Source organism: Solwaraspora sp. WMMA2059, from assembly GCF_027497315.1.
Taxonomy (GTDB): domain Bacteria; phylum Actinomycetota; class Actinomycetes; order Mycobacteriales; family Micromonosporaceae; genus Micromonospora_E.
The window spans coordinates 3,148,064-3,160,573 of sequence record NZ_CP114908.1; the positions used below are offsets into that span (position 1 = coordinate 3,148,064).

7 protein-coding genes and 2 pseudogenes are annotated in these 12,510 nt (G+C 70.9%); 6 read left to right on the top strand and 3 right to left on the bottom strand.

All coding sequences use genetic code 11. The features are described from left to right. The first annotated feature begins 174 nt into the window (after window positions 1-174). The 6 genes and pseudogenes from O7553_RS14400 to O7553_RS14425 all read left to right on the top strand — a co-directional run bounded on the left by O7553_RS14400 (window position 175) and on the right by O7553_RS14425 (window position 8,914). Window positions 175-1,674 carry an aspartate aminotransferase family protein gene (locus O7553_RS14400; RefSeq protein WP_281555302.1) on the top strand — a complete coding sequence of 500 codons (1,500 nt, stop codon included), beginning with the start codon at window positions 175-177 and terminating at the stop codon, window positions 1,672-1,674. Continuing rightward, window positions 1,661-2,950 (top strand): annotated as a pseudogene (locus O7553_RS14405) (lysine N(6)-hydroxylase/L-ornithine N(5)-oxygenase family protein); the annotation flags it as partial. The gene O7553_RS14400 and the pseudogene O7553_RS14405, both read left to right, overlap by 14 nt. A 137-nt stretch (window positions 2,951-3,087) precedes the next feature. Then, on the top strand, window positions 3,088-5,427 hold the full coding sequence (locus O7553_RS14410) for a GNAT family N-acetyltransferase (RefSeq protein ID WP_281555602.1): 2,340 nt from the start codon (window positions 3,088-3,090) through the stop codon (window positions 5,425-5,427). A 59-nt stretch (window positions 5,428-5,486) separates the two neighbouring features. Next, window positions 5,487-7,493 (top strand): annotated as a pseudogene (locus O7553_RS14415) (penicillin acylase family protein); the annotation flags it as partial. Window positions 7,494-7,556: 63 nt separating this feature from the next. Continuing rightward, a complete protein-coding gene (locus O7553_RS14420) occupies window positions 7,557-8,114 on the top strand; it encodes a GNAT family N-acetyltransferase (RefSeq protein WP_348650115.1) in 558 nt (185 codons plus the stop codon). A gap of 26 nt (window positions 8,115-8,140) precedes the next feature. Beyond that, on the top strand, window positions 8,141-8,914 hold the full coding sequence (locus tag O7553_RS14425; protein ID WP_281555604.1) for an FkbM family methyltransferase: 774 nt from the start codon (window positions 8,141-8,143) through the stop codon (window positions 8,912-8,914). Here the strand turns inward: O7553_RS14425 and O7553_RS14430 are convergent. The 3 genes from O7553_RS14430 to ctaD all read right to left on the bottom strand — a co-directional run bounded on the left by O7553_RS14430 (window position 8,903) and on the right by ctaD (window position 12,442). Next, window positions 8,903-9,652 (bottom strand): CDP-alcohol phosphatidyltransferase family protein, encoded by a 750-nt coding sequence (locus tag O7553_RS14430; RefSeq protein ID WP_281555304.1) that lies wholly within the window; start codon window positions 9,650-9,652, stop codon window positions 8,903-8,905. The genes O7553_RS14425 and O7553_RS14430 overlap by 12 nt on opposite strands. A gap of 160 nt (window positions 9,653-9,812) precedes the next feature. Next, window positions 9,813-10,319, bottom strand: coding sequence for a hypothetical protein (locus O7553_RS14435; RefSeq protein WP_281555305.1), 507 nt, complete (start codon window positions 10,317-10,319; stop codon window positions 9,813-9,815). Between the two features lie 125 nt (window positions 10,320-10,444). After that, the gene (gene ctaD, locus O7553_RS14440; protein ID WP_348650069.1) at window positions 10,445-12,442 is read right to left on the bottom strand and encodes a cytochrome c oxidase subunit I; all 1,998 of its coding nucleotides are present in this window, start codon (window positions 12,440-12,442) and stop codon (window positions 10,445-10,447) included. Window positions 12,443-12,510 lie beyond the last annotated feature (68 nt).

Consider the following 12,510-nt stretch of genomic DNA (forward strand, 5'->3'; position numbering starts at 1 on the left):
GAATCCGCTGGTCACGACGTACGACAGCGGTCCCGCCGAGGGGTGTGGGACGCACCCGCCGGCCCCGTACCCCGTGGAGAAGGGGTCCTGCCCAGTTCCGTTTCACCGGCCCTCCCAGTAGCCTCGCCTAAGTTAGGTTAGGTTACCCTTATGGAGGCGGTGTTGGAGAGGCCAATGTACCCGCATCTGTTCGGCCGGCACACGCTGGACACCTATGTGTCCAGCATCGACCGGACCGCAGCGGTTCTCGCCGACCGCGTACGGGCGGTCCGCCAGCCGTACTCCGGCGGCGCCGTGGCACCACTGCAGGCCAAGGTCGACGGCGTCGACCTGGACGCACCGCTCGGCACCACCGACGCCGCGCTGGACGAGGTCGCCGGCCTGTACCTGGACCACGCGGTGTGGTTCCACGAACCCACCTACCTGGCCCACCTGAACTGCCCGGTGGCGATCCCCGCGCTCAACGCCGAACTGCTGCTCGCCGCCGTCAACACCTCGGTCGACACCTGGGACCAGAGCACCACCGGCACGCTCATCGAGCGACGGCTGATCGCCTGGACGGCCGAGCGGATCGGGTTCGGCCCGACCGCCGACGGCGTCTTCACCAGCGGTGGCACCCAGTCGAACCTGCACGGTCTGCTACTGGCCCGGGAGGACCGCCTGGTCCGCGCCGACGCCGACCGGGACACGATGCTGCCCCGGCTGCGGGTCCTGGCCACGGCGGAGAGCCACTTCAGCGTCGGCAAGTCCGCCGGTCTGCTCGGGCTCGCCGCCGACGCGGTCGTCCCGGTCGCCACCGACGGCGCCGGCCGGATGGACCCGGTGGCGCTCGACGCCGAGATCGACCGGCTGCTCGACCAGGACCTGGTGCCGATGGCGGTCGTCGCCACCGCCGGCACCACCGACCGCGGCTGTGTCGACCCGCTCGCCGCGATCGGCACCGTCTGCCGCGACCGGGCGGTGTGGCTGCACGTCGACGCGGCGTACGGCTGCGGCCTGCTGGTCTCCACCCGCCACCGGCACCTGCTCGACGGCATCGCCGCCGCCGACTCGGTCACCGTCGACTTCCACAAGAGCTTCTTCCAGCCGATCAGCTCCAGCGCCATAATCGTCCGGAACGCGCCGACCATGCGGCGGGTCGCGGTGCACGCCGACTACCTGAACCCACGAACCGCGACCGTGCCGAACCAGGTCGACAAGAGCCTGCAGACCACCCGCCGGCTGGACGCCCTGAAGTTGTGGATGACGTTGCGGGCGATCGGCGCCGACCAGCTCGGCGAGATGTTCGACCAGGTCGTCGACCTGGCTCAGCAGGCCTACGGTCTGCTCCGCGAGTGCGACGACTTCGAGCTGGTCATGCGACCGGTGCTGAGCACCGTGCTGTTCCGGTACCGACCGGACTGGCTACCGGTGCAGGACTGCGACCGGCTGCTGCCCCGGCTGCGGGCCCGGCTGTTCGCCGACGGCACCGCGATCATCGCCGGCACCGTCGTCGACGGGCACTACTGGCTCAAGTTCACGCTGCTCAACCCGAACACCACCGTCGAGGACCTGCGTACCGTGATCGAGCTGATCCGCCGCACCGGCCAGGAGCTGCTCGACGCCGAATGGGATCCGGCGCTGATCGCCCCGGAGCCGGTCACCCCGGAGGTGTGCGCCAATGCGAACGTATGACTTCGTCGCCGTCGGGCTCGGGCCGTTCAACCTCGGTCTGGCCTGCCTGACCGCGCCGCTCGACGACCTGGACGGGGTGTTCCTGGAGCAGCGCGACGAGTTCGCCTGGCACCCCGGGCTGATGATCGAGGGAGTCACCATCCAGGTGCCGTTCCTGGCCGACCTGGTGACGATGGCCGACCCGACGTCGCCGTACTCGTTCCTCAACTATCTGAAGCAGACCGGTCGGCTCTACCGCTTCTACATCCGGGAGAACTTCTACCCGCTGCGCGCCGAGTACGACGCGTACTGCCGCTGGGCGGCGGCCCAGTTGCCCAACGTCCGGTTCGGCAGCCGGGTCGACCGGGTCGAGCACGACGCCGCCACCGGCGACTACCTGGTACGGGTCACCCGGGCCGACACCGGGGCGACCACGACGCTACGGACCCGGCGGCTGGTGCTCGGCATCGGCACCGTGCCGTACCGCCCGGCGGTGGTCCGGGACCTGCCCGGCCCTGCCGTGCACAGCGCCGACTACCTGGCGAACAAGGCCCGGCTGCAGAGCCTCGGGTCGGTCACCGTGGTCGGCAGCGGGCAGAGCGCCGCAGAGATCTACCTCGACCTACTGGAGGAGATCGACGCCCACGACTACCAGCTCAACTGGGTCACCCGGTCGCCCCGGTTCTTCCCGATGGAGTACACCAAGCTCACCCTGGAGATGACCTCACCGGAGTACGTCCGCTACTTCCACGCCCTGCCTGCGGCCAGCCGGGACCGACTCAACCGGGACCAGCGCAGCCTCTACAAGGGCATCAGCGGCGACCTGGTGGACAGCATCTTCGACACGCTCTACCGCAAGGACGTCGCCGGCCCGGTACCGACCACCCTGCTCACCGGCACCGCGCTGACCGGCGCGCACTGGGACACCGACGCCGGACGGTACCGGCTCGGCCTGCACCACCAGGAACAGGACCGAGGCTTCACCCTGGACACCGAGGGTCTGGTGCTGGCCACCGGCTACCGGCCGGCTGTGCCGACGTTCCTGGACCCGGTCCGCGACCGGATCCGGTGGGACGAACGGGGCCGGTTCGACGTGGCGCTCGGCTACACCGTCGACCACGGCGACCGGGAGATCTTCGTACAGAACGCCGAGGAGCACACCCACAGCCTCACCGCACCCGACCTGGGCATGGGGCCCTACCGCAACTCGGTGATCATCGCCAACATGCTCGGCCACGAGGTCTACCCGATCGAGCGGAAGATCGCCTTCCAGCACTTCGGCGCACCGTCGGACAGCGCCACACCGTCGGACAAGGCCGCACCGTCGGACAAGGCCGCACCGCCGAACAGTTCGGCCCCGCAGCGGCAGGAGGCGCTCATCCGGTGACTGCCGCCACGACGACCAGGTTCACCCTCGACGACCCGCTCGGCCGGATGACCATCGAACCGCTCGACGTCGCCGGTCACGCCGGCCTGCTGCACGCCTGGATCACCCACCCCCGGTCGGTGTTCTGGGGAATGCCCGACGCCGACCTCGACACCGTACGGCGCGAGTACCAGCTCATCGACGCCAATCCGCATCATCACGCGTGGCTCGGCCGGCTCGACGGCGTACCGCTGTTCCTCACCGAGACCTACGAACCGGCGCACAGCGAACTCGCCGGCCACTACCCCGTACAGCCCGGCGACGTCGGGATGCACGTGCTGGTCGCACCGCCGGACGGCGAGCCCCGGCACGGGGTCACGTCGGCGGTGATGCGCACGGTGATGACCTTCGTCTTCGCCGACCCGGCGCACCACCGGGTCGTCGTCGAACCCGATGTGCGCAACGAGGCGATCGCCGCGAAGAACGCCGAAGCCGGCTTCGTCGTCGACCGGCTGATCCAACTGTCCGACAAGCAGGCCCGGCTCAGCTTCTGTTCCCGGTCCGCGTTCCGCGTCAGCCGGCTGGGCGGTGCCGACGGATCCGCTGCGGAGAGCCCGATGACACCCCCCGCCCACCTCGCGCCGGGCCCGATCGCGGCCGCCCACCGCCAGCTGGTCGCCAAGGCCATCGCCGAGTTCAGCCACGAGCGGCTGATCCAGCCCCTACCCGACGACACGCTCCCGGCCGGCCCCGGCGGCGACGGGTACCGGCTGACGACCGACGACCGGGTCGCGTACCTGTTCCGGGCCCGCCGGTACGCCCTCGACCACTGGCTGATCGACGCCGCGTCACTGACCCGCCAGGTCGACGGCACCCCGGCGGAGCTGAACGCCCTCGACCTGGTCGTCGAACTGCGGGAGACGTTGGGCATCCCACCCAAGCTGCTCGGCACCTACCTGGAGGAGATCAGCGCCACCCTGGCCGGTGCCGCCTGGAAGCACCATCACCGCCGGGAACGCGCCGCCGACCTGGTGCAGGCCGACTTCCAGACCATCGAATCGGCGATGACCGAAGGCCACCCGCTGTTCGTCGCCAACAACGGCCGGATCGGCTTCGGCCTGACCGACCACGAGGCGTACGCGCCGGAGGCCGGCGCCCCGGTGCGGCTGGTCTGGCTGGCGGTACGCCGTGACCTGAGCACCTTCACCGCCGGCCACGGCGTCGACGAGCAGAGCCACTACCTCGACGAACTGGGTGCCGAGACGCTGCACCGGTTCGCCGACCAGCTCCGCGGGCTCGGCCTCGACCCGGGCGGCTACCGGTACCTGCCGGTGCACCCGTGGCAGTGGGAACACAAGGTCGGCGTCACGTTCGCCGCCGACGTGGCGTCCCGGGCGATCGTCCCGGTCGGGACGAGTCCGGACCGGTACCGGGCGCAGCAGTCAATCCGCACCTTCTTCAACGTCGACCACCCGCACCGGCACTACGTCAAGACCGCGCTGTCCATCCAGAACATGGGCTTCATGCGCGGGCTGTCCCCGGCGTACATGCGGGCCACCCCGCCGATCAACGACTGGGTCGCAGACCTGGTCGCCGCCGACGACACACTGCGCGACTGCGGGTTCGAGGTGCTGCGGGAGCTGGCGTCGGTCGGTTACACCGGGGACGCGTACCACCGCAGCGGAGCGCCGGTCTCGGCGTACCAGCGGATGCTCGCCGCGTTGTGGCGGGAGAGCCCGGTGCCCCGGATCGCGCCCGGGCAGCGGCTGGCCACCATGGCCAGCCTGCTGCACCGCGACCGCGACGGCGCGCACCTGGCCACCGCGCTGATCGCGGCGTCCGGCCTGCCGGCCGCCGACTGGCTGGCCCGGTACCTGCGGGCCTACCTGCGCCCGCTGCTGCACTGCCTGCTCGGCCACGACCTGGCGTTCATGCCGCACGGGGAGAACCTGATCCTCGTGCTGGCGGACCACGTACCGGTCCGGGTGTTCATGAAGGACATCGGCGAGGAGGTCGTCGCCATGCACGACCGCGAACTGCCGGCCACGGTCGAACGGATCCGGATGCCGGTCGACGACGACTTCCGGGTCCTGGCCGTGTTCACCGACGTCTTCGACGGTTTCCTGCGTTTCCTGGCCGCGATCCTGGACGCCGACGGTGTGCTGCCGGCGGACCGGTTCTGGCAGCTGGTCGCCGAGTGCGTCCGCCGGCACGGCGACGACCACCCGCAGCTGCGGGACAGGTTGGACTTCTTCGCGCCCACCTTCCGGCACTCCTGCCTGAACCGGTTGCAGCTGCGGAACACGCTGCAGATGGTCGACCTGACCGACCAGGCCGGGTCGTTGATCTTCGTCGGGGCGCAGGACAATCCGATCGCCACCGTCGCGGCCCCGGCCCCGGCCCCGTGACGGCCCCATCCGGCACCGGCCCCGAAACGGCCCGCTACGCCGCCAGCCGGTCCGGGCGGGTGCACCGGGACGGGTACGGCGTACCGCACCTGTGGGCGGCCGACGTCGACGACCTCGCCTACCTGCAGGGGCACACCGCCGCCAACGACCGGGCCTGGCAGATCGAGGTCGAACGGTGGCGCGCGGAGGGCGCGCTGGCCAGCCGGCTCGGCCGGGCCGAGGTCGGCTGGGACCGGTTCGCCCGCCGGGCCCGCCTCGACGACACCGCCGAACGCTGCTTCCACCGGCTGGACCCGGCGACCCGCCGCTGGGTGGGCGCGTACGTCGACGGCGTCAACGACGGTCTCGCCCAGGGCGCCGTCGCGGCACCCGAGTTCGCCGCCACCGGCACCACCGCCGGCACCTGGCGGCCATGGACCCCACTCGGCGTGTTCCTGGTGCAGCACGTGCTGTTCGGCACCTTCGGCAACAAGCTGTGGCGGGCGCACGTCACCGCGACCCTCGGTCCGGCGGCGGTCGACCTGTTCGCCATGGAGCCGCCCGCGTCGTCGGGCAGCAACGCCTGGGCGGTGACCGGACGGAACAGCAACACCGGATTCCCGGTCATCGCCGGCGACCCGCACCGGATTCTGGAGCTGCCCAACGTCTACCAGCAGGTGCAGCTGACCTGCCCCGAGTTCGACGTCTTCGGGTTCGCCTTCCCCGGCGTGCCAGGGCTGCCGCACTTCGGCCACGCCGGCGACGTCGCCTGGGCGATCACCAACGCCATGGCCGACTACCAGGACCTGTACCGCGAACAGCTGCGCCGGGTCGACGGACGGGTGCTGGTCCGCCAGGTCGACGGCTGGGCCCCGGTGCCGGCGCACACCGAACTGATCGAGGTACGCGACGCCGACCCGGTGCCGGTCGAGGTGGTCGAAACCCCGCGCGGACCGGTGATCGACGTGGACCTACGCACCGGTGAGGCGATCAGCCTGCGTACGCCGAGCCGGGTCGGCGGGGCGCTGGGCTTCGACGCGCTGCTGCCGCTGCTGCGGGCCCGCCGGGTCGGCGACGTCGAACGGGCGCTGCGGCACTGGGTGGAGCCGGTCAACAGTGTGCTGGTCGCGGACCGCTCCGGCGCGGTGCGCCGGCTGGTCGCCGGCCGGGTGCCGATGCGCGACGACCGGTGCCGGCAGGTGCCGGTGCCCGGCTGGGAACCCCGGTACGCCTGGCGACCCGGGTGCGCCGCCCTGCCCGCCGCCGAGGTGTCCGATGTGGTGGTCAACGCCAACGACCGGCGCGGCGGCGACACCGCGGACCTCGGCGTCGACTTCGCCGCACCGCACCGGGCCCGACGGATCCGCCAGCTGGTCGACGGCGGGGCCGCACCCGAGTTGGTGCACATGGACTCCCAGGTGCCGCTGGCCGGGCTACGCCGGCTGCTGCGCGGCCTGGACCTGACCGACCAGCCCGTGCCGGTGCGCCGGCTGCGCGAGACGCTGCTCGACTGGGACGGCCGGATGGCGGCCGGCAGCGCCGACGCCGGACTGTTCGCCGCCTGGCGGGCCGCGCTGGTCCACCGGCTGTCCGCCGAGCCCTGCCTACGGCCGCTGCACAGCGAACCCGGCTTCGACGAACTGTTCGCCCCGTGGACCGACCCGGTGGGCCGGATCGGGCTGGCGCTGGACCGGCTGGTCGACGGGCTGCCCCGGCTGGGTGGCGACCCGGGCCGCTGTGCGGTAGCCGCGCTGGTCGAGGTGACCGACGGACCGCCGCCGGGTCCGTGGGGCGACCGGCACCTGCTGCACCCGGTACGGGTGCTGCCCGGCGCCGCCGATCCGGCCACCGGCGCGCTGGGCGATCCGGTCCCGCTCGACGGCGACACCGGCAGTGTCCTGGCCACCTCCAGCGTGCCCGGTGTCTCCGACGTGTGCTGGCGCGGACCGGTGGCCCGCTACGTCTGGGACCTCGCCGACCCGGCGGCGAGCCGCTGGGTGGTGCCGTTCGGTGCCTCGGGAAGGCCCGGTGACCGGCACTTCGCCGACCAGTTGCCCCGGTGGGCGGCGGGCGAGCTGGTCCCGGTCGCGCCGGTGCGCTGGACCGCCGGTCCCGGCGGGACGGCACGGCCGGCCGTCTACGTCGAGCAACTGCCCGGCATCGGCCGGTTCCGTCTGGTGGTGCTGGACCCCACCGAGGACCTCGACCTGCTGTACGGCTGGGTCACCGAGCCACGGGCCCGGTTCTGGGGGATGACCGGGCACACCCGGGATCAGGTGGGCGACGTCTACCGGTTCCTCGACGGTCTGGACTCGCACCACGCGTACCTGATGACCGTCGACGACGAACCGGTCGGCATCTTCCAGACCTACCTGCCGGCCGAGGACCCGCTCGGCGAGCACTACCCGGTACGCGACGGTGACATCGGGATCCATCTGTTCCTCGCCCCGGCCCGGCTGCCGGTCGCCGGGTTCACCGGCGCGGTGGCGGACGCGTTCACCCGCTACCTGTTCAGTGATCCTGGCCGGCGCCGGATCGTCATCGAGCCGGACGTCCGCAACGACCGGGCGCTGCGCCGCTGGAAGCGACTGGGCTTCGAGTTCGACGGGGAGCTGGCGTTGGCCGACAAGCGCGCCCGGCTGGCGTTCCTGACCCGGGAGGCGTTCACCGCCAGGCAGCCCACCGGCGGCGTACCATCGTCCCGGTGACCGCCGCTGACCAGCCACGCACCGCCGTGCCGTCCCGGGTGCTGGCCGCCGATCCGCAGCTCGCCGGTTTGCGCCGGTCGCTGGAGTTCTACTACGGCGATCCGGACCGGGACACCGCGATGGATCTGCTCTACCGGCGGTTCGTCGCACCGGGCGATCTGGTCTTCGACATCGGCGCGCACGTCGGCGACCGGGTGGGCAGCTTCCGGCGGTTAGGCGCACGGGTGGTGGCGGTGGAGCCGCAGCCGTTGTGCGCCCGCGCGGTGCGGCTCGTCTACGCGGACGATCCGGCGGTCACCGTACTGCCGGCGGCGTGCGGGGACACCGCCGGCCCGGTGCGGATGTACATCAACTCGGTTAATCCCACGGTCTCCACCGCGTCGGCCGACTTCGTCGGCGCTGCCGACGGTGCCGACGGCTGGTCGGACCAGGTCTGGGACGGCGAGATCGAGGTGCCGGCGACGACCCTCGACCAGTTGATCGCCGAGTACGGCCGGCCGACGTTCGTCAAGATCGACGTCGAGGGGTTCGAGGAGGCCGTGCTCGCCGGACTGTCCCGGCCGCTGCCGGCACTGTCCTTCGAGTTCACCACGATCCAGCGGGACACGGCGCTGCGCTGTCTGACTCGGCTGGCCAAGCTCGGCGACTACCGGTTCGACGTCGCGCTGGGTGAGAGCCAGCAGCTGACCTTCGACCGGTGGGTGCCGCAAGCGGAGATGGCCGCGCATCTGCGGGCACTGCCGCACGCGGCCAACTCGGGCGACGTCTACGCGGTGCTGCCGGGCGGGTCAGCCGGCTAGCTCCGCCCGCCACCGGTCGACCTGCGGCACGCGGCCGCGCCACAGCCAGTGCACGTCCCGCCCGAACGACCAGAGCAGCGCGGCCAGCACGCCGGCGACCAGCGCGGTGACCAGCGCCGGCGACGCGATCCCGGCAGCCGCCAGCACCAGCACGGCACCCTGGGTGGCGGCCACCGTCTTGCGGCTGAACCGGGGCGGCAGCGGCGCCCGCAGCCAGGGCAGCAACCGGGCGGCGGCACCGAACACGTAGCGGAACACCCCGATCGCCAGCACCCACCAGCCGACCGACGCGGCTACGAACACGCTGAGTACCAGGACCAGCGCCGAGTCGGTCTCCATGTCGAACCGGGCGCCCAGCCGCGAACAGGTGCCGGTCCGGCGGGCCACCTGACCGTCGACGCCGTCGAGCAACAGGGCCACCGCAGCCAGGGTCACCAGCAACGCGACCGGGACCGGCCCGACGAACGAGTCGGCCACCAGCGCGGTCACCGCGCCGACCAGGGTGCCCCGGGCCAGGGTGACGCTGTCCGCCGGACCCCAGCCGGCCACCTCGGGATGCTGCATCGCCCGGATGAGCAGCGCCCAGGTCACCAGGCCGTAGACCAGTCCGGCCGACCAGCCGGCCACGCCGAGGCCACTGGTCGCCGCCAGGATCAGCAGGACCGTGATCTGGGCGAGCAGCCCGATACTCGGCGCGTGTACCGACCCAACAGTTTCACTACGTGCACTTACCGTCACTTCTCCTCCGTCACCGAATGGCCACCGGCGTAGTACGCCCCGGTGCCCATATCCCCACCAACGGCGATTCGGTGCGAAGAGTTCACTGGCCGGGCCGGAATTTCAAGTCGGCACCCGGACACCGTGACGGCCGACGCAGCCAACCAGCACTTGGTGACGATCAGTAGCCGGTCCAGACGGCTTTTGCTCCCGAATCGCCGGCCCGCACCACGAAGTAGAGGCTTACCCCGGCCGCGACGACGACCAAACCCTTCACCACCAGAACCAGCAGCCCGTTGCCACGCGCCCCGGCGGCGGCAGCGCCGTGCGCGGCGGCTGCCCGGGGACCGACCAGGTACACCAGGGCCAGGGTGGCGAGCGCCAGCACGATCGAGGCGAGCAGCGTCAGGTTCCCCAACTGTTCGTGCTCCTCGATCACCGGCCGGAAGCTCTCGGTGATCCGACCGGCCGTGTCCATCCGGTTGAGGAACGCGTCGCCGGACAGCTTGGTGACCAGCGCGGCGATCGGCGTGACAACGGCCAGCACGGCCAGCACCCACCGGGTGTGCGCCCGGATGAACGGGACCAGGGCGTACCCGACCGCCAGCAGCGCCAGCAGCGGGACGAAGACCACCGCCGCATGCAGCAGCAGTGGATGGGCGGGGATTCCCGCGACTTCCTCGAACATGTCTACGCCTCCTCGGCGGTTCCACGGCAGTCATGGCGACCAGGGATCGGAGGCTAACCCACCAGGAACCGGTACGGCAGCAGCCACCCGGCGACCGCCGGGCGGCGCGCGTACCGCAGAGTCGGTCAGGAGTCTTCGTCCTCGTCCGCGGACGGAAGCCGCCACCGTCGTTCCTGCGGACCACGTTGGGCGCCGAGGGTGTTCTCCGGTTCGGTGGTGTGCTCGAAACTGGGCCGACGGACCTGTTCCGGCCGGGGCACCTGGACGGCCCGGGCACCGGACACCGGGTCCGGTACGAAGGTGGCGACGTCGGTGGGACCCTGCGCCGGACCGCGCGGGACGATCCGGTGGGCGGCCGGATCACGGTGCAGTTCGTCGACGAAGTGCTGCGGCGGCTCGGTGTCCCGCTGCGGCAGGTCGCGACCGAGATCCGCGACGAACAGACCGTACTTGGCCTCGAAGGCCGGACGTTCGGACCTGATCCGGGGCAACCGGTCGAAGTTGCGCAGCGGCGGCGGGCAGGTAGTCGCCCACTCGAGCGAGTTGCCGAACCCCCACGGGTCGTGCACGCTCACCTGCTCGCCGAACCGGTACGACTTCCACACGTTCCAGATGAAGAACAGCGTGGACGCCCCCAGGATGAACGATCCGATGGTGGCGATGGTGTTCAGGACGGTGAAGCCGTCGGTCGGCAGATAGTCGGCGTACCGGCGGGGAAAACCCTCGTTGCCGAGCCAGTGCTGGACCAGGAAGGTGGCGTGGAAGCCGATGAACATCGTCCAGAAGTGCGCCTTGCCGAGCGCTTCGTCGAGCAGTCGGCCGGTCATCTTCGGGAACCAGAAATAGATGCCGGCGAACGCCGCGAAGACGATTGTACCGAACAGCACGTAGTGAAAGTGGGCCACGACGAAGTAGCTGTCGGTGACGTGGAAGTCGACCGGTGGGCTGGCCAGCAGCACGCCGGTCAGCCCGCCGAGCAAGAAGGTCACCAGGAAGCCGACCGCGAACAGCATCGGCGTCTCGAAGGTCAACTGCCCCTTCCACATGGTGCCGATCCAGTTGAAGAACTTGATTCCAGTGGGCACCGCGATCAGGAAGCTGAGCATGGCGAAGAACGGCAGCAGCACCTGCCCGGTGCCGAACATGTGGTGGGCCCAGACACTCATCGACAGCGCGGCGATCGCAATCGTCGCGGCCACCAGGCCCTTGTAGCCGAAGATCGGCTTGCGGGCGAAGACCGGGATGACCTCGCTGATGATGCCGAAGAACGGCAGCGCGACGATGTAGACCTCGGGATGGCCGAAGAACCAGAACAGATGCTGCCAGAGCATCGGGCCGCCGGTCTGCGGCGCGTACACGTGCGCGCCGAGCAGCCGGTCCGCCAGCAGCGCCAGCAGCGCCGCCGCCAGCAGCGGGAAGACCAGGACCACCAGCAGCGCGGTGATCAGGATGTTCCAGGTGAAGATCGGCATCCGGAACATGGTCATGCCCGGCGCACGCAGGGTGATGATGGTGGCGATCAGGTTGACCGAGCCGAGGATGGTGCCCAGGCCGGAGACGACCAGGCCGACGATCCACATGTTGGCGCCGACGCCCGGGGTGTGCTCCATCCGGCTCAACGGGGTGTAGGCGAACCAGCCGAAGTCGGGAGCGCCGCCGGGCGTCAGGAATCCCCCCATGACCAGCAGCCCACCTAGCAGATAGAGCCAGTACGCCAGCGCGTTGAGCCGGGGAAACGACACGTCCGGGGCACCGATCTGCAACGGCACCAGATAGTTGGCGAACCCGAACACCAGCGGGGTGGCGAACAGCAGCATCATGATCGTGCCGTGCATGGTGAACAGTTGGTTGTACTGCTCGGGCGAGAGAATCTGCATTCCGGGCCGGGCCAACTCGGCCCGCATCAGCAGGGCCATGACGCCGCCCGCCACGAAGTAGCCGAAGGACGTGCCGAGGTACAACAGTCCAATCTGCTTGGCGTCGGTGGTCCGCAGCAGCCGGGTCAGCGAGTTGCCCGGTACCGCGGAGCGGACCGGGCCAGGGTTGGCACCGCCGGCTCCCAGCTCCACCGGCCGCGGCGGGGCCGTCTGTGCCGTACCCACCGCCGTGGTCTGCTCCGTCATGGCCGCCTCCCGCCCAGCACGTCAACCGACGGTAACTTGATAAATCATCGGTTGAGGCGGTAAATCCG